The organism is Stutzerimonas nitrititolerans (assembly GCF_003696285.1).
In the GTDB taxonomy this organism is placed as follows: Bacteria; Pseudomonadota; Gammaproteobacteria; order Pseudomonadales; family Pseudomonadaceae; genus Stutzerimonas; species Stutzerimonas nitrititolerans.
The window spans coordinates 1-18,092 of record NZ_RFFL01000019.1 but is presented as its reverse complement, the minus strand read 5'-3'; the positions used below and the strand labels follow the sequence as shown (position 1 = coordinate 18,092).

Annotated in this window: 26 protein-coding genes; 7 read left to right on the top strand and 19 right to left on the bottom strand. The window is 61.8% G+C overall.

What is annotated here, in order from left to right:
• The first annotated feature begins 7 nt into the window (after positions 1-7).
• The 6 genes from adk (at position 8) to EA795_RS19235 (ending at position 5,064) form a co-directional block, all read left to right on the top strand.
• The gene (gene adk / locus EA795_RS19265; RefSeq protein ID WP_014853489.1) at positions 8-655 is read left to right on the top strand and encodes an adenylate kinase; all 648 of its coding nucleotides are present in this window, start codon (positions 8-10) and stop codon (positions 653-655) included.
• Between the two features lie 790 nt (positions 656-1,445).
• Positions 1,446-2,117, top strand: coding sequence for a tRNA (adenosine(37)-N6)-threonylcarbamoyltransferase complex dimerization subunit type 1 TsaB (tsaB, locus tag EA795_RS19255; RefSeq protein WP_122079025.1), 672 nt, complete (start codon positions 1,446-1,448; stop codon positions 2,115-2,117).
• Positions 2,118-2,181: 64 nt separating this feature from the next.
• A complete protein-coding gene (locus tag EA795_RS19250; protein ID WP_122079024.1) occupies positions 2,182-2,544 on the top strand; it encodes a hypothetical protein in 363 nt (120 codons plus the stop codon).
• A gap of 14 nt (positions 2,545-2,558) precedes the next feature.
• A complete protein-coding gene (locus tag EA795_RS19245) occupies positions 2,559-3,416 on the top strand; it encodes a DUF72 domain-containing protein (RefSeq protein ID WP_177431836.1) in 858 nt (285 codons plus the stop codon).
• Positions 3,417-3,471: 55 nt separating this feature from the next.
• Positions 3,472-4,164 carry an extensin-like domain-containing protein gene (locus EA795_RS19240; RefSeq protein ID WP_122079020.1) on the top strand — a complete coding sequence of 231 codons (693 nt, stop codon included), beginning with the start codon at positions 3,472-3,474 and terminating at the stop codon, positions 4,162-4,164.
• Positions 4,165-4,287: 123 nt separating this feature from the next.
• Positions 4,288-5,064, top strand: a complete 777-nt coding sequence (locus EA795_RS19235; RefSeq protein ID WP_122079018.1) for a class I SAM-dependent methyltransferase — start codon at positions 4,288-4,290, stop codon at positions 5,062-5,064.
• A gap of 33 nt (positions 5,065-5,097) precedes the next feature.
• On the opposite strand, the gene EA795_RS19230 is transcribed toward EA795_RS19235, so the two are convergent.
• The 7 genes from EA795_RS19230 to EA795_RS19195 all read right to left on the bottom strand — a co-directional run bounded on the left by EA795_RS19230 (position 5,098) and on the right by EA795_RS19195 (position 10,083).
• Entirely contained in the window at positions 5,098-5,730 is a 633-nt protein-coding gene (locus EA795_RS19230) for a TetR/AcrR family transcriptional regulator (protein WP_058075364.1), read from the bottom strand.
• 77 nt (positions 5,731-5,807) lie between these two features.
• Entirely contained in the window at positions 5,808-6,998 is a 1,191-nt protein-coding gene (locus EA795_RS19225) for a tyrosine-type recombinase/integrase (RefSeq protein WP_122079017.1), read from the bottom strand.
• A 194-nt stretch (positions 6,999-7,192) separates the two neighbouring features.
• Positions 7,193-7,456 (bottom strand): phiTE_015 family protein, encoded by a 264-nt coding sequence (locus tag EA795_RS19220; RefSeq protein ID WP_122079015.1) that lies wholly within the window; start codon positions 7,454-7,456, stop codon positions 7,193-7,195.
• 24 nt (positions 7,457-7,480) lie between these two features.
• Complete coding sequence (locus tag EA795_RS19215; protein ID WP_122079014.1) at positions 7,481-7,801, bottom strand: hypothetical protein; 321 nt, start codon at positions 7,799-7,801, stop codon at positions 7,481-7,483.
• Between the two features lie 343 nt (positions 7,802-8,144).
• Complete coding sequence (locus EA795_RS19205) at positions 8,145-8,642, bottom strand: hypothetical protein (RefSeq protein ID WP_122079010.1); 498 nt, start codon at positions 8,640-8,642, stop codon at positions 8,145-8,147.
• A 301-nt stretch (positions 8,643-8,943) separates the two neighbouring features.
• Positions 8,944-9,801, bottom strand: a complete 858-nt coding sequence (locus EA795_RS19200; RefSeq protein WP_147456322.1) for a hypothetical protein — start codon at positions 9,799-9,801, stop codon at positions 8,944-8,946.
• Positions 9,802-9,888: 87 nt separating this feature from the next.
• Positions 9,889-10,083 carry a hypothetical protein gene (locus EA795_RS19195; RefSeq protein WP_122079007.1) on the bottom strand — a complete coding sequence of 65 codons (195 nt, stop codon included), beginning with the start codon at positions 10,081-10,083 and terminating at the stop codon, positions 9,889-9,891.
• A gap of 81 nt (positions 10,084-10,164) precedes the next feature.
• Here EA795_RS19195 and EA795_RS19190 point away from each other — a divergent pair, with 81 nt between their 5' ends.
• The gene (locus tag EA795_RS19190; RefSeq protein ID WP_122079006.1) at positions 10,165-10,389 is read left to right on the top strand and encodes a hypothetical protein; all 225 of its coding nucleotides are present in this window, start codon (positions 10,165-10,167) and stop codon (positions 10,387-10,389) included.
• A 1,037-nt stretch (positions 10,390-11,426) separates the two neighbouring features.
• Here the strand turns inward: EA795_RS19190 and EA795_RS19180 are convergent.
• The 12 genes from EA795_RS19180 to EA795_RS19130 form a co-directional block, all read right to left on the bottom strand.
• Positions 11,427-11,675: a hypothetical protein gene (locus EA795_RS19180; protein WP_122079002.1), complete on the bottom strand. Its 249-nt coding sequence runs from the start codon at positions 11,673-11,675 to the stop codon at positions 11,427-11,429.
• Positions 11,672-11,908 (bottom strand): hypothetical protein, encoded by a 237-nt coding sequence (locus EA795_RS19175; RefSeq protein WP_122079000.1) that lies wholly within the window; start codon positions 11,906-11,908, stop codon positions 11,672-11,674. Before EA795_RS19175 ends, EA795_RS19180 begins: the two co-directional genes overlap by 4 nt.
• Positions 11,892-12,539, bottom strand: coding sequence for an HNH endonuclease signature motif containing protein (locus tag EA795_RS19170; protein ID WP_122078998.1), 648 nt, complete (start codon positions 12,537-12,539; stop codon positions 11,892-11,894). Before EA795_RS19170 ends, EA795_RS19175 begins: the two co-directional genes overlap by 17 nt.
• A gap of 367 nt (positions 12,540-12,906) precedes the next feature.
• A complete protein-coding gene (locus EA795_RS21470; protein WP_240645050.1) occupies positions 12,907-13,272 on the bottom strand; it encodes a hypothetical protein in 366 nt (121 codons plus the stop codon).
• A 56-nt stretch (positions 13,273-13,328) separates the two neighbouring features.
• Positions 13,329-15,047 (bottom strand): YqaJ viral recombinase family protein, encoded by a 1,719-nt coding sequence (locus tag EA795_RS19160; RefSeq protein WP_122079041.1) that lies wholly within the window; start codon positions 15,045-15,047, stop codon positions 13,329-13,331.
• A gap of 2 nt (positions 15,048-15,049) precedes the next feature.
• Positions 15,050-15,817 carry a recombinase RecT gene (locus EA795_RS19155; protein ID WP_122078996.1) on the bottom strand — a complete coding sequence of 256 codons (768 nt, stop codon included), beginning with the start codon at positions 15,815-15,817 and terminating at the stop codon, positions 15,050-15,052.
• Positions 15,818-15,886: 69 nt separating this feature from the next.
• On the bottom strand, positions 15,887-16,015 hold the full coding sequence (locus tag EA795_RS21545; RefSeq protein ID WP_276310940.1) for a hypothetical protein: 129 nt from the start codon (positions 16,013-16,015) through the stop codon (positions 15,887-15,889).
• Complete coding sequence (locus EA795_RS19150; RefSeq protein ID WP_122078994.1) at positions 16,012-16,395, bottom strand: hypothetical protein; 384 nt, start codon at positions 16,393-16,395, stop codon at positions 16,012-16,014. The genes EA795_RS21545 and EA795_RS19150 overlap by 4 nt, the downstream gene beginning before the upstream one ends.
• Positions 16,385-16,576 (bottom strand): hypothetical protein, encoded by a 192-nt coding sequence (locus EA795_RS19145; RefSeq protein ID WP_122078992.1) that lies wholly within the window; start codon positions 16,574-16,576, stop codon positions 16,385-16,387. The genes EA795_RS19150 and EA795_RS19145 overlap by 11 nt, the downstream gene beginning before the upstream one ends.
• Positions 16,573-16,965, bottom strand: coding sequence for a hypothetical protein (locus EA795_RS19140; protein ID WP_122078991.1), 393 nt, complete (start codon positions 16,963-16,965; stop codon positions 16,573-16,575). Before EA795_RS19140 ends, EA795_RS19145 begins: the two co-directional genes overlap by 4 nt.
• 463 nt (positions 16,966-17,428) lie before the next feature.
• Positions 17,429-17,773 carry a hypothetical protein gene (locus tag EA795_RS19135; RefSeq protein ID WP_122078989.1) on the bottom strand — a complete coding sequence of 115 codons (345 nt, stop codon included), beginning with the start codon at positions 17,771-17,773 and terminating at the stop codon, positions 17,429-17,431.
• 23 nt (positions 17,774-17,796) lie between these two features.
• Positions 17,797-18,092: helix-turn-helix domain-containing protein (locus tag EA795_RS19130; RefSeq protein ID WP_122078988.1), on the bottom strand; the 296-nt coding region annotated here is incomplete at its 5' end.

Sequence of the window (18,092 nt, the reverse complement as noted above, 5' to 3'; positions counted from 1 at the left end):
TTCATCCATGCGCGTGATTCTGCTGGGAGCGCCCGGTGCTGGCAAAGGTACCCAGGCCGGCTTCATTACCAAAAAATTCGGCATTCCGCAGATTTCCACGGGCGACATGCTGCGCGCGGCGGTCAAGGCTGGCACTGAGCTGGGCCTGCAAGCCAAGAGCGTGATGGATGCCGGCGGCCTGGTTTCCGACGACCTGATCATCAACCTGGTCAAGGAGCGCATCGCTCAGCCCGATTGCGCCAATGGCTTTCTGTTCGACGGTTTCCCACGCACCATTCCGCAGGCTGAAGCGCTGCAGGAAGCGGGCGTGCGTATCGACAACGTGATCGAAATCGCCGTCGACGACGAAGAGATCGTCGGCCGCATCGCCGGTCGCCGTGTGCATCCGGCTTCGGGCCGTGTCTATCACACCGAGCACAAGCCGCCGCAGGTCGCGGGCAAGGATGATGAAACCGGTGAAGAGCTGATCCAGCGTGATGACGACAAGGAAGAGACCGTGCGTCATCGTTTGTCGGTCTACCATGCGCAGACCAAGCCGCTGGTGAATTTCTACCAGAACCTGGCGGCTGCCGAAGGTACGCCGAAGTACAGCCGGATCGAGGGGGTTGGTTCGGTGGAAGAGATTACGGCCAAGGTGTTTGCAGCGTTGAGCTGATTGATTCTTAGGTTGTAGTGGTTGTGGAAAATGCCCGTATCGCAGATATGGGCATTTTTGTTTGAGTGCTGTTGGTTGGTGGGGCTGGACCATCGGTTTTAAAAATCGATTACCGAGTGCGCTGATGCTTCTGGTTTCGGCCTCCCGGCCGAGTCACTTTCTCTTTGCTCGCGCGAAAGAGAAAGTAACCAAAGAGAAAGCGCGCCCGACATCCGGCCCCGGCTACGCCGGGGTTCCCTCCTTTCGGTGCCGCTCCGGGGGCCGTCACGAAGGGACGTCCCTGTCCCTTCGTTCCTCGCTCGGTGTCCTGCCTCGCGTCCCCCTGCGCAACACCTCCACTCGGCCTACTGACGGGGAACGGAGTCCGAGTCGCCTGGAAGATAGTTGATGTTGCTTTGGCTTCGTTTTTTTGCACAAACCAACAGGCGACACCAACTGCCTCTTTCAGAAGGCCGAGTGGAGTCACTGTGTAGGGGAGCGAGCGGCATGGATGCCGCGAGAGGCGTAAAGGGCCAAGGATGGCCCTTGTACGCCGGCCGCCGGAGCAGTGATGGAGCGAGGGAACCCCGGCGTAGCCGGGGCCGGATGGAGGGGCAAGACTCTTTGAGTTCTTTTGGCGGGGCCGGCCATCCGGGCGACTGCCAAAAGAAACTCGCCCAGCAGGGCGAAACCAGAAGGGTCAGCAAACTCGGCAATAGGTTGGACACCGATGCCCAAGACTAAACATCCCAAAGAACCCACCTCTCGAATACGCTAGAATCCGCCCCTTTTAACCATCCCGGAACTACCGATGACCACTCTGCTGGCCCTGGATACCGCCACCGAAGCCTGCTCCGTCGCCCTGCTGCATGACGGCGAGGTCCTGAGCCACTACGAGGTCATCCCGCGCCTGCATGCCCAGCGACTGCTGCCGATGATCCAGACCCTGACCGCCGAAGCGGGCATCGCGCTGTCTGCCGTCGACGCCATCGCCTTCGGACGCGGGCCCGGTGCCTTCACTGGCGTGCGCATCGCCGTGGGTGTGGTGCAGGGGCTCGCATTCGCTCTGGAACGCCCGGTGCTGCCGGTCTCGACGCTGGCCACCATCGCCCAGCGCGCCTACCGCGAGCACGCGGTCGAGCAGGTGGCGGTGGCCATCGATGCACGAATGGATGAGGTCTACTGGGGCTGCTACCGAGCCAGCCAGGGCGAGATGCAGCTGGCCGGCCTCGAAGCGGTGTTGCCGCCCGAGCAGGCACAGTTGCCGCGCGGTGTGAGTGATGAATGGTTCGGCGCCGGTACCGGTTGGTGCCACGCCGCGCGAATCCCGACGGCCGTGTCGGCGACGAACGCCTCGCTGCTGCCACATGCCGAAGACCTGCTGCGCCTGGCCAGCTTCGCCTGGCAGCGGGGCGAGGCGGTCGAGGCGGACCAGGCCCAGCCCGTCTATCTACGCGATAACGTGGCGACGCCGAAGAAGTGATGGCGACCGTTGTCAAAGCCCGGGCGGGCCGTTAGAGTCGCCCAATTCCTGAACGAGTCGAAAGATGCGCGTCGAAGGTTCCTTTCCCGTCCCCTATTCAACGGATCGTACTGCCCGTACCGGCAGCGCGAGGGACGGCTATGGCGAAACCCAGCGTATCGCCGAGGCCGATCGCCAGGTCGACAGCCGAGCAACCACCGGGCAGGACTACCAGCCGCAAGCCGCGCGTCCGCAGCAGCGGGTCAATGAAAGCGCGTTGATCGAACGTTACGCGGCGTTTCGTGATAACCAGTCCCAGTCCCAGTTCCAGTCCGAGCGTACCCTTCCGGCCCACGTCGCCCAGGCGTTGGCCAGCTATGCCAGTACCGCCAGTTTCAACAGCGATTTCGGCGCCTACGAGGTGTTCGGCCTCGATCTCTACGCTTGACCCTAGCTGGCGTGCTGAAGCTTCCCTATTTTCTAGGTTGTCCGTCCTGGAATGAGAGCGCCTGGCTGGGCTCGTTGTACCCGACGGGAACGCCCGCCACGGAATTCCTGCCCCGCTACTGCTCGATGTTCAACAGCGTCGAAGGCAACACCACGCTCTACGCCTGGCCCTCGGAACAGAAGATCGAGCGTTGGGCCGAGTTGATGCCCGAGGGATTCCGTTTCTGCGCAAAGTTGCCACGCGAGATCAGCCAGGCGGAAAACCTGCACGAAGTGCTGGACCTGGCGCTGACGTTTCGTCGGTTGCTAACGCCGCTGGGCGCGCGGGTCACGCCGTTCTGGTTGCAGTTGCCGGCCAGCTTCGGGCCGGGACGCCTCGCTGAACTGGCGGCATTGATCGATGGCTTCGGTGCGCCGTTGGCAGTGGAGGTACGGCATCGGGCGTTCTTCGAACGGGGCGAGGAGGAGCGTGCACTGAATCGCCTGTTACTCGACCGGGGCGTCGAGCGCATCTGCCTGGATTCACGGGCGCTGTTCAGTTGCCGGTCGCGGGATCCGGCGCTGCTGCACGCGCAGAGCAAGAAGCCCCGTGTACCGGTACGCCCGACCGCCTTCAGTGATTCACCTCAGCTGCGCTTCATCGGCCACCCTCAGTTGGAGGCGAACGACGGCTTCATGACCCCTTGGCTGGAAAAGGTCGCGAGCTGGATCGAGGCCGGCAAATCACCGCATGTCTACCTGCACACGCCCGACAACCACCGTGCGCCGGAACTGGCGCAGCGCTTCCATGAGCAACTGGTCGGGCGCCTGCCGGGACTGCCGCCGTTGCCACCCTTCGAGCGTGCGCCGCAATTATCCCTGCTGGGCGACTGACCTGTTTTGTAAGGCATCGGATTCAACTTCCGTCCCGTTGCGTTGCCCATAAGGCATGACCTTCGGACGATTCTTTCTGCTGTCGCTTCTGTTGCTGGCCGGCTTCGCCTACGGCGTCTGGCGCGGACATATCGACGTGCCGCCTCAGTGGAACCCTTGGGCGCCGCTGGATATCCGCCTGGCGCCCAACTTCCTGACGACCTACAAGCTACGTCGATTGCAGGATGATCGTGATCTCTGCGAGCAGGCGCTGGCGACTTCCGACCTGGATTACGTGGCCGTGCCGGACAGCACGCCGCAGGCGGGTTGCCCGGTGGAGAATGCCGTGCGGGTGAGGGCATCGGCGGTACGTTTCAACGGTGCATTCCTGGCGACCTGTCCGCTGGCGGCAGCCTACGCCTTGTTCGAGCGCCACGGGTTGCAGCCGGCGGCGCAGGCGGTGTTCGGCCAGCCGGTGGTGCGGGTCGACCATTTCGGCAGCTTCGCCTGCCGCAATATCGCGCGCAGCAATCGTCGCAGTCAGCACGCCTCGGCCAATGCGCTGGACCTGGCTGGCTTTCGCCTGGCCGATGGCACGCGCATCACGGTGGCCCGTAACTGGAAGGGCGACGACGACAGCGCGCGCTTCCTGCGCCAGGTCAAGGCGGCCGCCTGCGACGCCTTCAGGGTAACCCTGAGCCCGGTATACAACGCCGCTCACCATGATCACTTCCATGTCGACATGGGTGGCTTCGGCATGTGTCGCTGAGAGTGTTTACAAACTCTGCCCGTGGCATGGTCATCGCTCGCTGCATTTGTAAATACCTCTGAGGCAGCGCGGCCGCGGCTCTGGCAGAATGCTGCGTTTTCCGCTGCCGCCGTCGAGCTCCGTATGAATTCCGCATCCCCTCTGGTTCGTGTCGAAGCCCTTGCGCCGCAATATGCCGATCAGGCGCGCGACTGGGCAGCGCGACTGGGCCTGCCGCTGGACGTGGATGACGCGCAGTTCGCCTTGCAACTGGGCGAGGGCGGGTTGCAACTGCAGCTGCTAGAAGAGCAGGCCCCGGGGCCGGTTCGGGTGGATTTCGTCGAAGGCAGCGCGGCCCATCGTCGACAGTTCGGTGGCGGCAGCGGACAGATGATCGCCAAGGCGGTCGGCATCCAGCCGGGCATCCGCCCCAGCGTGCTGGATGCCACCGCCGGCCTCGGGCGTGACGCTTTCGTGCTGGCGAGCCTGGGTTGCGAGATGCTTCTGATCGAGCGTCAGCCGTTGATCGCCGCGTTGCTGGAGGATGGGCTCGCGCGCGGCCTGGCGGATGCCGAAGTGGGACCGGTGGTGCAGCGCATGCAGTTGCGCCAGGGCAACGCCATCGAGCTGATGCAGCACTGGCAGGACGAACCGCCGCAGGTGGCTTATCTCGACCCGATGTTCCCGCACCGGGAAAAAAGCGCCCTGGTGAAAAAGGAGATGCGTCTGTTCCGGCCCTTCGTCGGCGACGATCCGGATGCATCGGCCTTGCTCGCCGCCGCCCTGGAATTGGCGAGCCACCGCGTAGTGGTCAAACGCCCGCGCAAGGCACCGAGCATCGAGGGACCGAAACCCGGCTACAGCCTGGAAGGAAAGTCGAGCCGCTACGACATCTATCCACTGAAGAAACTGCAACGCTGAGATCGCGCTACAACGGCCGACACACTGCAGTCTTCAGCGCTGGTAGGCGCGCATGAACAGCGCTACCACGTCCTGCACATGCGCCTCGGCGGCGCTTTCGTCCGGCGCATCCGAGTAACCGATCAAGAGGCGAAAGTGCTGGACGCCCTTGATCAGCGAGCAGAAATGCTCGGCCGCGCGCAGCGGCTCGGGTATCCGCAACAGGCCACGGGCACTGGCCTGGCCGAAAAGCTGTTGCAGGTCGAGCAACAACTGCTGCGGGCCGGCGTCGAAGAACGAGCGCACCAGCGCGGGGTTCTGCGTCGCCATGGTCACCATCACCCGGTGCAGACCGATCGACTCGGGGCTGTTGACGAGCGCATGGAAGGCTCGGGTGATGTCCAGCAATACCTGTTCGATCGAGGCCTCATCGTCCAGCTGAAACAGCCGGCGCGGCAAACGGGTCTCGCAAGTGGCTTTCACCGCGGCGCAGAAGAGCGCCTCCTTGTCGCCGAAATGGCTGTACAGCGTGAGCTTGGAGACGCCGGCCTCGGCGGCGATGGCGTCCATGCTGCTGCCCTCGTAGCCGTTGCCGAGGAACAGCACCTGCGCCGCGGCCAGTATCGCCTCGCGTTTGGCTGGGTCTTTGGGGCGGCCTGGGCCGGGTGCGGAAAGGCTGGGATTCATGGTCACTTTTAATACTGGACTGGTCGGTAGGCTATTTTTACTATACCCGGAAGTCCAAAAGAATCGCTGCGGCCTTACTACTGCGCGGGCTCACTCGCTTCGCTTGCCGTCGCTGTACCAATTTCGTACCGATTCGGTGTTTTTAGCTTGTCCAGTTCGGCCCAGTCCGCGCTTGAGCTGATCCACTTGGCGTAATGCTTTAGCAATGTCTGGATGCTGTTGCCAAGCTGCTGCGCGATGAAGGCCGGCGCCATCCCTGCAGACAGACAAACCGTCGCGTAGGTGTGCCGGGTATCGTACTGCCGACGCTGACGAATGCCCAGCCGCTTCATGCTCTGCTTGAAATGGTAGGCCGTACTGACCACGTTGGTGATATGGCCTCCCTTGCCGCTGGTAGGCGCGAACACGAACTCTCCGCCCTGGGTGAGCTGCTGCATTTCCTCCAATGCCTCAACGGCCTGATCGACCAGCAGCACTTTGCGCACGCGCTTGGTCTTGGTGTTCTCGCGCACCTCGCCCTTTTCTAGGGTGGCGCGCACGCGAATCGATCGGCCTGGCAGGTCGACGTCAGCCCAGCGCAGTGACAGCTGTTCTCCCGTCCGCATGCCGGTGAAGAAGGCCAGCTTGAAGAACGACGCATAGGTCAGCCTAGCGCCGGTCTGGTGCGCGTACAGGTCGGCCAGTATCGCGTCACGCTCTGCCGGAGTGAACGGGTCGATGTCTCGCTCAGGAGCTCGAGCCCGCTCAACCGAGCGCATCGGGTTTTCCGCGATGATTCCGTCCAGCACCGCGGCGGCGAAGATGGCCTTGGCAGCCTGAACCGCGGCGTTGCGGTCGGTGATCGAGCACCAGTCAAGCTTGGTCATCAGCAGGCGCACGTCGGACGGCAGAATCTCATCCAGCCGGCGAGCGGCCCAATGCGGCATCCAGTACTTGTTGAGCACGCGCAGGTAGTTGCGCCGGGTGTGAAAGCCGATGTGCTTGCTGTCGAGCCATGTCTGCGTGAAGTTGCCGAAGGTCGGCGTGATGCGGGCGAGGGTGTAGCGGGAGTTGGGGAACAGCTCGGCATACTTGTCGTCCGTGAGCATGCCGAGTTTGATCAGCTGGGTTACCTGAGCACGTAAACCTGCTGCTGCTGCAAATCCCTTGGGCGTCTGAGGATAGGGGAGCGTTTCGCAGCGTCGCTCTTTCTTCCATGTGAATCGGATGCGGACGGAGCTTCCGGCGATTTCGACGCCTTGGGGGAGCCCCACTGCTTTTCTGCCCATTCGTTGTACCTCTCCAGGCTGTACATGATACAGCCGTCAACCTTCTCCCATACGCCGTGCGGCAACACCCCGCGCTGGCGCTTCCTTTCCAGGGCCTTCGGCGTCGTGCCGATCAGTTCGGCCAACTTCCTCTCGTACACCTTGTCGACCGGCAGGCCTTCGATTGGCTGCGGTTTCTCTCGTGCGCCCATCTCTCACCCCCTCACCGTTACGCCGGCTGCTTCGATGGCGGCCCGGCATTTGTCAACTGCGCGGTTGTGCTCATTGCACATCATCATGTCGTCGCTCGGATAACCGTCATCGCACGTCAGCTTTTCGGGAAGCTGAACCACCAGCTCCCGCCGCGACGCCAGCCACACATTGCGCATCTGGTCCTTCACGTCCTCGAAGCATTCGCGCCAAAGCTGCTGCTGCCACCACGCCTCGAACTCTGCTATCGCCTTGTCTGTGTGCTGCATGTCTATCTCCTGCTGCGTGTGGGGTTAGGCGTCTCGCAGGTTTCCCGTTGCCTTGAGAATCCAGCGGCCGAATGTGGTCTTGGTATCCCAGCCGATATGCCCTTTGATGACGTACCGGAAAGGCGCAAGCAGCAGGGTCAGCGGATAGGCCCAAAACATGTTGAGGCGCTGCAATACAGTTCTCTCGTCGCCATCCCATTCACGGATTACAAAGTCGGACTCCTTGCAGAAGTCGGGATATTCGCCAAACAGGTAATCAAGAACCCGATTCCCGGATGCGTCTTTTCCGACAGCCTGCTCAACGTCGTAGCGGTGCACGTGTTTTGTGTCTCGAATCAGAACCATACGAATACCTCCCCGCCGACTCTCGCCGGCAGGCTGTGTGATGTGTGTTGTAGCGCCCGATGAGGGGCCTAGAATCTGATGGCCTGGCTATAGGCCTGGTTTTGCGAAGGGTGTAGCGGGGTGAGCGCCAGACTTGGGGTCAGGGTGTCAGCTTTCGTAAGCGAAGGCCGGAACCGTCTCGCTCAGTGGTTCGAGGCACTGATCGCATCGGAAGATGCAGTAGCCGTCTTCGCCTGGGTAGACCGCTTGCTTGCCGTCCTTCCGATAGCGGCTATCCGAGTCCTTTCCGGTCCTGATCTCTACGGCTTTTCCGCATGTGCAGTTGGTATGGATGACAGACATATCACGTCTCCCTCGCAGCCATGGCGGCGCGTAGTTCTGCTGCCATCTCGCCGCGCGCTGCCTTGCCTTCCTCTGCATCGCGGTCCAGAGCGTTCAGGATCATGATGTGGATCGGCCGCAACGCCTCAACCTCGGCGCGGAGCCTATCCCGCTCGGCGGTCACGGCTGACAGGGCGGCAAGTCTGACCAGCGGCTCAAGTCGCTGGTGCGCCATTGCCGGACCAGGCGCGCCCCCGTCTGGCCCGGCGAACAGCACGAAAGGTTTCGTGCGCAGGTAGTCTTCCGGGGTTTCGTCGATATATGCGTAGGCCACCGCCTCCACCCCTTCCGCCTCTGCGGGCTGGGCGAGGAACGCCACGATCCGATCAGCCAGCGCGCGGGTGCTGGCGTTGTCCGTGAACGGGTGCTGATACTGAATCTGCACGTAGTCGAAATCACCAACCTTGATATGCAGCGTCCCGACGAAATCGCGCTCGACGCTGATATTGTTCTCGCTCATTCCTTTCCCCTTGCGCCCTATGGCGCGTTTAGTTCACTTCGTCCATTCCGCCACGGCTGCCCGCGCTTGTGTCCTTGCATCGCTTCCGAGCGCTCGTCCGCCTCGCAATCAGGGCATTGCAGCCCCCTGCCTCGGACCAAGTACGACTTGCGCACCAGATCGACGCGGCCGCAGTCGCAGATCACGCGAAGGCCGACGTACTTCGCTTCTCCGATCAGCATGGGCTCAGCTTGGATCACCGTTCGCTTACCGTAACGTGTTCCTGGGCGCTCGTTTTCGCGGTTGCGCCTGACGTTGCGTTTCACTTGCTAGCGCCTTGGGCGGATAGGGTGGCGCGGTAGGCGTCCAGTGCTGCTTTGGCGATGCCCGGATAGTCTATAGCCATGTCGTTCTCGACCTCGAAATGATCATCGCGCCAAACGGTTTTCTCACCGGCTGCGATCTCTTCGAGCGCCTCCACCAGCCCACTCTGCTCCGGCTGCGGGGCGGTCTGCGCGATGGGGGCGGCGTTGTCGGCTATCTCTTTGGCTTTGGCATACAGGCACGCAAAACCTCCGCGCCGTGCCTCATCGCGCCCCTGCCAGTACCGGCATTCCTCTAGGATCAGGTCGAGAACTTGCTGAGTTGTTGATGGCTGCTGCTCGGTCTGCGCGGGGCGGGTGGCTCGGGCCTTCCATCCCTGCCACCAAAGCTCCATCGCAGAGCTGACGTAAGAACCGTCATGGTGCTTTTCTGGATTGCTATAGCCTCCCAGGCGCATGTGCGCCTCGAACGCCTCCCGCTCATCCTGCGCCGGGGCTGGCTCGGCCAACGTAGCTACCTGCAGCCATTCTTCGCTAGGCGCACCCGCTGGGGTCGATTGACCGCAAAGCATCGCTTCCAGGTCATCAATCACGCGCTGAACATCAGGCGCAACCGGGCGCCGCATCCCGAGCAGATTTATGGCGTTGCGAATAAGCGGGCGATGTGTGACATAAAGCGGCTCGGCCTGCTGGGATAGGGCGCCGAGCGCGATTGCTTTCGCGGCAGACAGTCGATAGTCGTTTTCAGTGCTGCACCGGTCCATCGGCAGGTCTGCGATACAGCGCAACACCTCGCGCAACCTCGCGTTCTCCTCCATCACATGCTCAGCAACCGCTGGGTGGATTGGCTTGTTCATCGTTCGCTCCTTGTTTTGGTGGCTGGCAGCGGTAACAGGTGCATTGGCCGATCAGCTGGCCGGTGGTGCGGCAGTAGGTGGGGCGGTTCATGCGTAGCGCACGCGCGGATCTGCTCGCAGGCTGGCGGCATGATCTTCCTGCCGGTATTCGGTGCAGATCACCACGACGTCGCTGCCGTCGCGGCGATGCACAGGCATGGTGTGGAATGGCAGGGCGCTGCAATCATTCAGGCGCTTGGCGCAGCCTTTGCAACGTCCGCCCTTTGGGTAGTAAATGGGCATAGCAAATCCTTTCGCCTAGTGGCGTTTTGCAATTAATTTGGGGTAGGGTCTGGCCACTTATGACCAAAGGAGGAATTACAGATGGAAGTGAAAAGGGAAGTTGTTCTGGAACTGGCGGTTGCTGCCTTACTCAAGGCATCCGGCGTGCATCAGGATGATCTGGTGCAGCGTGCTAACGTCCAAATTCTCGGCGGTAAGCTGGACGAAATTGCCGGAGGAACGGACTACAAGTCCGCAGCCTGCTCTGCTATCGCAGAAATCGCCCAGCGGATCCGAGGAGGGATCAGCCGAGAGGGGACGCTGTGATGACAACCCGAGCGCCAGACGAGATCTGCCCTTACGAACAGGAAATATTGAAGAGCCGCTGGAAGTTCTTCCTATTCGCTGGAATGGCTACAGCAACTCCCGCTTTAGCTATGGCTGCGTGCTATTTCTTCCAGGCTCCTACCTCATGGGTGTCAAGGTCCGGAGCAGTAATGGCGCTGCTCGCATATCTTTCGGAACGATACGCAAAGTCGATGGAAAGCGTTCTTAGGCCCAGCGGGTTTGTTGGAAACTATTACAGTGATACTCATGCGAAGTATTTCCGCTTCATTGGAAAATGCGACAAGACCGCGATGTGCCTTGTCGTTGTCGGGGCTTTGATTTGGGGCTTCGGAGACCTTATTCCGCTCGACTCCTAGTGCGCTCTTTTTCCATCCGCTCGTCTTCCGCCACCCTCACCTCAGCGGCCGCGTAGTCCTCACCCGGCCGCTGATCTATCTCCACCACCGAACTATCCGGCCGGCGAATGACGCGCTGGCGGTGCTGCGTTGGTCTCCGGTTCGCGGGTGAATCACGGGCGCCCGCTCGACGTTGTAACCCAGTCGCTCCCAGTGCCAGTTTGGGCTGTCTGGCTGAGGCTTCATGCGAGCAAGCTCTGCGGCTGATATGGGGAGTGCTGCCAGTGCAGATCCTCAATTTCCAGCTGCTGTTCAACTGAATACAGTGGGTTACAGGTGTTGCAGTGGCCTGCAGCCGTCACTGCGAAGTGGTTTATGTCGTGCTCGCTGTAATCGCGGGCGCAGCAAGGGCAGCGCGTAAAGCTTTTGTCTTCACAGCACTCAAGCGCTTGGCGCTCGCTGCTGTAGACCTCGTCGCAATCCGGGCAGCCGTAGATTCTTCGATAGATGGCGGGCAACACTCTCGAGCGCCGTCCTCATCATCGTGAGTTGCATCGCACTCACAGCACCGCCAAAGCTCAATCGCCTGACGCTTGGTCATGATGCTTCTCCAGGCAACAGTAGCCCGCTGCTCCGCTGGCGTTGGGCTTGTTAGATTTACTCTGGCGTCACGCCTGCGCGTCACGCTCTCGTTATTTCATTCAGCGTTTCGTCATCGAGCCGGTCGGCTCCGTGAATGAGGCGGGTAATCAGATCCTGCGGCTCTTCGATTCCGGCGCGGACCATGCAGCGGATCAGTGCCATGTCGGTCGCCCTGTACAGATCGAGCCTTATTGAGCGTGACAGCAGGCGTGACAGCCGCTCCTCTTCGGTCAACTTGTCGCGCTGTCGCTGCTCGCGCTTGCGCTCGGCCGGGGTTTTGGCGGTCATTTCCGCCCTACCAGCGCAGGCCGTTGCGGGATGCGCGGCTCGACGTCGATAAAGCCGGAGCCCCGGAAGTCGCCATCGGTCGCGCGGGCCATGTCCACCTCAAGCCGTGCCGTGGAATTCACTTCGGCGGCAACCTGGGCAACTGCGCGGGCCTGCTCAACCGAGCATTGGCCGTCCAGCACCTTGCGCATTGTCTCGCCGAGGATGGCGCGAAGGTCAGTCAGGTTTTGCATTTCCATTCTCCAGTTTGTTCAATTTGCGCCTGAACCATCCGAGGGTTATCGCGGCCTGCCGATACTCTGGCGGGTAGCGGTCGATTGAATTTCGCCGCATGTTCTCGGCGCGGGTGATAGCGATCAGGTTTTCCGGGCTTAGGTTTTCCCGGTTGCGATCCTTGAAGACGACGATGTGGCCGTCAGGCAGCGGGCCGTTATGTTCCTCCCAGATCAGCTGCGGCACGGCCTTCCAGTCCTGCTTGCCGCCGTGGTCGGAGACCTTGCGCATTAGGGTGCCGTCTCGCGTGGTGCGCTCTGAGCCGATGGGCCGCCAAGTGTTCGAGGGCTTGCCGCCAAGTTTGAACTGCGTGTCTTTTGATCTGCCCCCGGCCTGCCAGCCCTTCAGGCCTTTGTTCCATGTCGTGTCGCCAGGCTTGAACCTGCCGCTGCCGGTGATGGCCTTGAACTCTTCGGTGCGCTTCAGGCCCAGCTTCTGCACCCGGTTATGGATTGAGCTTGTACCGCGCCCCATTGCTGTCGATATCTCGGTGATGGGCTTGGTGCGATATAGCTCGGTTAGCAGGGCGTCCTCTTCGGGCGACCAGTGGCGATATACCAGCCGCCGCCGGCCTTTTAGCGGGCTTGTCATGCTCACCTCACGATAACCGCAGGCTGGCAGCGCATACAGGTACAGGTGCCGATGAGCTTTCCGCTTGATCGGCAGTAGGTCGGTCTGTTCATTGGTTCGGGTATCGGATACGGTCAGGGGCCGGCATGGGGCCGGAAGAGGGATCTCGCAGCATGGGTAAATCAGGACGGGCACCAGAGGGGTCGCCGTATAGGTATTTGGCCGACAAACTGGCGGCCGTGGAGCCTGAATACCGAGCGAAGCTTTACGAATCGATCGAGCGAGAAAGGCTCAAAGCAAGGCCGAAGAAGAGGAGAAGCAAGGGAAAAGGCCGGAAGCCCTTGCTGGTTTCGGGCGGCGCCTACGGGTTAGGCAAAAGCAGAAAGCACTAGGTGGCCTCTTTCAAGATCGAGCGCACAGTCGTCACGGAGATTCCGGTCCGCTCGGCGATGGCCTTGGCGCCCAGCGTGCATTTGGCAAGGGCGAGGACTCGCTCGCGATTGGTGGCGCGTATCTGTGCGTTCCGGCTGTTGTTCCTGGTACGGGAGCGGGCTTGGGCCTGGTTCTCGCTCAGCGCCTGCTTCTTCTCGGGACAGGTCAACCGGAAGGGAACGCGCTTGTCGTGGTTGAGGATTGGCAGAGTTTCGACAGGGCCGTGCTCGGCCTCGAACTCCTCCATCTTGCGGGCGATTTCTTGGCGCGCAGCCTCGTGCGCGGCCAGCGTGTTAACGCGGTCGTAGGCGTAGTTCTGCATGGGATTGTCCGGGGAGAGTGCCCAGGGCCTCCACAAGAAGGCCCTGGGCAGGTTGCTTATGCCGCTCGCTGGCCTTGGTCGATGCGGCCTATGTGCGCTATGAGTGACGCGCAGATACCGGCAAAGTCCATGGCCCGGTAAAGCGCGGCGGCGCGGTCGCGACCGGCAGGCTCGAAGCCCAGTCCGCGCAGGAACTCAGCTGTCAGCGCGAAGCCCAGGCGGGCATTGATGTCGCCGAGTTTGATGCGCTGGCCGTCGTCGGGCGTGGACTTGGCGTCCTGGTCGAGACTGCGTGCCACTTGCACCAGATTGCCTGCCAGTTCTTTTGCTTGAGCTTGAAGCGGGGCGGAAGCCAGGGATTGGGCATGCGACTCCGGCTCAGGCGCCGGCTCCGCTTCTGGCTGGGCCTGTACGGCCTTCGCCTCCTTCTCCAGACGCTCGCGTTCTTCGTTGCGAATGCGCTCGCGCTCGGCTTCTGCGCGAGCTTCGGCCTTGGCCTTCTCCTCGGCCTCATGCTCATTGATGCGGCCCTTGATGATCGCCTCCAGCGCCTCGTTGTCCTTGAGCACCAACTGCTGGGCGTCCGAGAACAGGAAGGCGTGATCCTTCGCCAGCTCGCGCAGGCTGGCTAGGTTGGTTTCGATACTTTCGGCAATCCGGTTCGCCTCAATCTTGGCACGTGCCAGCTCGCTCTCGGCGGCATCCTGCAGGCTGCTGATGGTGCGCTTGCCCTTGATCGCACCGGCAAAGTCCGCGGCGATGTGGGGCAGCTGAACCTTGCCAAGACGCTTGTTGATTGTGGCGATATGCGCAGCCAAGGCCTGCTCGGCGCCTTGTTTGATCTCTAGGCGGCGGCTTTCCTTGCGAGCCTTAACCAACTTGTCCAGCTCCAGGCGGGTGGCCCGAGCGCTGTCGCTTATGGCGTCGATGGCGCGAAACAGTTCGTCGATGCTGGCGGTCTGGCTCAGGGCGTGCGCCTTGGCCGCCTTCAGCTTGTCCTCGACCTCGCCGCACCACTTGACCGTCGACTCGGCGTTGGCAAAGTCCTGGTCGGTCTGCAGGTCGCGGTTGATGCCCTCAAAGACAGCCAGGGCATGTTCCTTGAAAGCGGCCAGGTTGCTCGCGGTAACCATACCGGTTACTTCGATGCGAAGAGCGGGGAGGTTTTCTGGAGCACGGCCTACTGCTTCCGGCAGTTTGGGGGCGACCGGCTCGAACACTGCCAGGTCTTCCTCGAATTGTTTCCAGCCGGCAAGAATCTGCTCAATGCGGCCTGGTACCGGGCGGTATTCGAGGTGATGGAAATTTTCCTCGGTGCCGTCCGAGCAAACGAAGATCACCCGCTCGGCGCCGCTGACATGCAGCTGCTGCTCAAGCTGTACCCAGTAATGCGCCTCCAGCTCACCGGCATCGATCTGCTGAATCAGCGACTGGTTGAGCGCTTTGTGCTCGAACAGCGTGTCGCCCAGCATCGTCATGCCATCCATGCTGGCCAGCAGGTTGCCGAGAGTGCCGACCACGGGGTAGAGGTCTTCGCCGATCAGCCGCTCGACGATGGGGCGCGCTGCGGCCTCGGTGGCGTGGCCGTTGTAGAACAGGCGCTGAGTGGCGGCGTCAACCTCTGGCACAAGGCCGGTCTTTTTCTGCTGCAGCAGATCGCTGCGGCTCTGGTACTTAGAGACGCCAAGCATGGCCGGCGCCTCGGAGGCGGTGAAGTGCGTAGTACGCAGGGAGAGCCATTCGGGCGAGCCCTGGGCAACTTCGTGGATGGTCATATTCATTCGGACTGGCCCTCCAGGGCTGGCTGCAGTTCCATGATCTTCTGGCGCTGTTCATCAGTCAGAACGTGCTTTGACTGCACCATCTTGATGATCCGCTCAGGGGTGGTTTTGTCTTCGGCGATGGCGGTCTGCCAGGTCGGCAGCATCTCGGCCAGCTTCTCGTCGGGGTAGGCCGGCAGCGATGTGGGCAACGCTTGCTGCTGCGGATCCGGCCGATGCGCAGCCCCTATGTCCCGCTCCGAGACCATATCCTGCACTTCCTCGGCCACAGGCATGCCGCGCAGCACGTCAGGGAATACGTCGCGCAAAGCAAAGGCGCGGGCGCGCATTTGGCGCATACGCTTGGGATGCTGCGTCCAGGGACCGGACTTGCCTTGCAGGCCGGCGAGCTTTGCGTCATCCATGCTGTAAGTGCGGACCTGCTCGTCCTCGCCGCGGCGCTTCACCCGGCAGGTAGCGGTATGGCCATCGTCCGTTTCGTAGATGTACTCACACAGCGGCGATCCTCGAACGAGAGCGATCACCGCATCACCCCAGAGCGCTGGGCGACCATTGATCACCGCGATATTCTGCATGGCCTGCATGGGCTGCAGGCCAAGCTCCAGGCCCCATTGGATGGCCACAAGAATATTGCCGGGATTGCCGTTGAAGTCCTTCGGCACGATGCTGGACTTGGCCAGGATGTCGGCGAAGCGCATGGCCTCGTCGAGTGATTGAGGCGTGAGGCTGAAGCCCTTGCTGGGCGATACGGCGAGGTCGGTCATATGTTTCTCCAGGCACACAGAGCCCTGCGGGCTGCGCGCAGCGGTATGAATTGAAAGGGAAGGAATGGATCAGGCGAACAGGTGTTCAACCATCCACATTGCTGCGATAGCGAGGCCGAACAGGGCAAGGGCGCCGAATGCGAACATGGCGAGCCAGGCGGCGGCGAAGGAGTGGCGGTCTTCTGGCTGGGTTGTCATGGCATCGCCCTCCCGATCTCCGCAGCGGCGCGGACGATGGCGCGGCGGGTGGCGGCGAACTCGGGGCTACCTATGACTTCTCCAAGCATCCCGCTCTGCTCATCCGCAACAATCTCGCCCCTTGTCTGGTATGCGGCGCAGGTGTCGCTATCATGGAAGTCGCACTCAACCGTTAACCCTAGAGTTACGGCCAGTCTTAGCGCATCGCCGTCGTCTTCAAGCGGATTCCAGTAAACAACCTCCTGCTCTGGCGGCTCGTTGGGACTCCCGCTCCAGTGCTCGACGTACTCAACCGGCCAGCCTCCATTCCAGTCGTGAATAGGCCTACCAGCCGCCTTAGCAGCCAGCTCCAGCAGTTCGCGGTCAGATTCAACGCCCATGCATCACCTCCAGCTGCTGTGCCCTAACCAGCGCCGCCCTATGGCTGACGCAGAAACCCGCTGTCTTGCCGGTAACCCTGTCGTGGATGTGCCACATGTTCCCGACGTTGCAGGCTTGGAAGCGGGTTATGATTTCTTCGAGCTGCTCGTCGATGAGTGATTTAACGGGGGATGTGCTCATGCCGCCTTCTCCTGCTTTTCCAGCCGCCGCGCGGCCTCCTGTTCAACGAACTCCGGCTGACGCTTGCCGATCATCCAGGCAACGTCCTGTAGCGCATCGGCCAGCAGAGGGTTTGTCTTGGCGATATCACCCCTCAGGCGCTCCCAGTTTGCGGTCAGGCTCAGCTGGAGAATCATCGCGGCCGTGAGCTTGAATGCCATCGCTGCGTCGAGGTGCTGGACGCAGTGCTCGGCGCAGGCGTCGATAACTGCCGGCTCGCCACTGTCGATCTGCTCCACGATGGATTCCTCGATCAGCTCTTTCGGGCCGATGCTGTCCTCTGGCGTGGCGTTGTCCCACGCGAATTGCCCAGCCGAAAGGGCGCGGGCGTTGCGTAACGCTGCGTTCATGGGGATTTCCTCGATATGGCACCCACTGCAAAGCCCCCGTCCTGTATCGCAGGACCAGTGGTTACAAGGGGAGGCTTTGCGGTGAGTGCTGGGTGCAGATGAAAGCCCGACGATCGCCGGGCTTTCGATGTTTCGGGGGTTCTTGGCGGGGAAGCTGAAGCCAGACCTTCAAACGACCCCGAAGGATATTCGCGGCTTCCACGGCTGATACGGCGGTAAGTCGGCGCCGCTTAGCTCGGGCACAGCAGTGTCTGGCCGCTCGTGCCCGAGTGAAGCGCCGATCAGGATTAGAATGAGCATGTGATCCTCGATAGATGGGCCGCTATCGGCGGCAAGACGGCCATCTCAACGGGCAAGCTGTGAGAGCCCGCCAACGGCTGCCGGTGTTTTGAGCAATCGAGGCACTGCCGGCTATTCCTCGTCGCGGGTATCCCGAAGGTCCGCCGCGCGCGGATGTGATGCGTTATTTGGTTCGGTAGCCCTTGGCTTGCAGGGCCTCAAGATCGTCGTCCGTCAGGCCGAGTTGGCGTGCCTTCGCAAGAGCTGCTGCCTTGCGCGCGTTCGCTTCGTCTCTCAACTTGTCATCTTCGCTTGGTGGCTCAATGCTGACCGGCGCACACCAGTGGCCGCCATGCTTTACAGCCTCAAAACGCCTGCAGTCGGCATCGCTGCCCATGACGCCTCGATTCTTTGCCAGGCGCGCCGCAGTAGCCACTGAATCGGCGTAGGCAATCGGTACCTGGTGTCCGCGACCTTCTGTTAGGTCGGTGTTCGTCCAAACAACGTAAATCGTCTTGGTTTCACTCATATCGCGCTCCTTCCTGTCCCGACTCATGCGGCCAGCAGCCCGTCTTGGATTCTCTGAATCCGTACAGCCGTCTGCACTCTCGGCGCGTCCGGGCGGCGCACTGGCTGAATCTGCTGGACGTTGCCGCCACCGATCAGCAGGGCCACCATCAGCGGGGCGATGATTCCGCGTCGCATGGCCTCAAGGCACAGGCCGCGAATGGTGCGCTGCATGCCCAGCTTGAAGCGCGCCGTGTCCAGCTGCTTCTTGATCGTCGAAGGGCTGCAATCCATGCGGCGTGCTATCTCCTTCGCCGTCATGTCCTTCGCCGCGTAGATCG

Coding starts and splice junctions, on each gene's coding strand:
- adk (WP_014853489.1), top strand. CDS start 8: ATGCGCGTGATTCTGCTGGGAGCGCCCGGTGCTGGCAAAGGTACCCAG.
- tsaB (WP_122079025.1), top strand. CDS start 1,446: ATGACCACTCTGCTGGCCCTGGATACCGCCACCGAAGCCTGCTCCGTC.
- EA795_RS19250 (WP_122079024.1), top strand. CDS start 2,182: ATGCGCGTCGAAGGTTCCTTTCCCGTCCCCTATTCAACGGATCGTACT.
- EA795_RS19240 (WP_122079020.1), top strand. CDS start 3,472: ATGACCTTCGGACGATTCTTTCTGCTGTCGCTTCTGTTGCTGGCCGGC.
- EA795_RS19235 (WP_122079018.1), top strand. CDS start 4,288: ATGAATTCCGCATCCCCTCTGGTTCGTGTCGAAGCCCTTGCGCCGCAA.
- EA795_RS19230 (WP_058075364.1), bottom strand. CDS start 5,730: ATGAATCCCAGCCTTTCCGCACCCGGCCCAGGCCGCCCCAAAGACCCA.
- EA795_RS19225 (WP_122079017.1), bottom strand. CDS start 6,998: ATGGGCAGAAAAGCAGTGGGGCTCCCCCAAGGCGTCGAAATCGCCGGA.
- EA795_RS19220 (WP_122079015.1), bottom strand. CDS start 7,456: ATGCAGCACACAGACAAGGCGATAGCAGAGTTCGAGGCGTGGTGGCAG.
- EA795_RS19215 (WP_122079014.1), bottom strand. CDS start 7,801: ATGGTTCTGATTCGAGACACAAAACACGTGCACCGCTACGACGTTGAG.
- EA795_RS19205 (WP_122079010.1), bottom strand. CDS start 8,642: ATGAGCGAGAACAATATCAGCGTCGAGCGCGATTTCGTCGGGACGCTG.
- EA795_RS19200 (WP_147456322.1), bottom strand. CDS start 9,801: ATGAACAAGCCAATCCACCCAGCGGTTGCTGAGCATGTGATGGAGGAG.
- EA795_RS19195 (WP_122079007.1), bottom strand. CDS start 10,083: ATGCCCATTTACTACCCAAAGGGCGGACGTTGCAAAGGCTGCGCCAAG.
- EA795_RS19190 (WP_122079006.1), top strand. CDS start 10,165: ATGGAAGTGAAAAGGGAAGTTGTTCTGGAACTGGCGGTTGCTGCCTTA.
- EA795_RS19180 (WP_122079002.1), bottom strand. CDS start 11,675: ATGACCGCCAAAACCCCGGCCGAGCGCAAGCGCGAGCAGCGACAGCGC.
- EA795_RS19175 (WP_122079000.1), bottom strand. CDS start 11,908: ATGCAAAACCTGACTGACCTTCGCGCCATCCTCGGCGAGACAATGCGC.
- EA795_RS19170 (WP_122078998.1), bottom strand. CDS start 12,539: ATGACAAGCCCGCTAAAAGGCCGGCGGCGGCTGGTATATCGCCACTGG.
- EA795_RS21470 (WP_240645050.1), bottom strand. CDS start 13,272: ATGCAGAACTACGCCTACGACCGCGTTAACACGCTGGCCGCGCACGAG.
- EA795_RS19160 (WP_122079041.1), bottom strand. CDS start 15,047: ATGACCATCCACGAAGTTGCCCAGGGCTCGCCCGAATGGCTCTCCCTG.
- EA795_RS19155 (WP_122078996.1), bottom strand. CDS start 15,817: ATGACCGACCTCGCCGTATCGCCCAGCAAGGGCTTCAGCCTCACGCCT.
- EA795_RS21545 (WP_276310940.1), bottom strand. CDS start 16,015: ATGACAACCCAGCCAGAAGACCGCCACTCCTTCGCCGCCGCCTGGCTC.
- EA795_RS19150 (WP_122078994.1), bottom strand. CDS start 16,395: ATGGGCGTTGAATCTGACCGCGAACTGCTGGAGCTGGCTGCTAAGGCG.
- EA795_RS19145 (WP_122078992.1), bottom strand. CDS start 16,576: ATGAGCACATCCCCCGTTAAATCACTCATCGACGAGCAGCTCGAAGAA.
- EA795_RS19140 (WP_122078991.1), bottom strand. CDS start 16,965: ATGAACGCAGCGTTACGCAACGCCCGCGCCCTTTCGGCTGGGCAATTC.
- EA795_RS19135 (WP_122078989.1), bottom strand. CDS start 17,773: ATGAGTGAAACCAAGACGATTTACGTTGTTTGGACGAACACCGACCTA.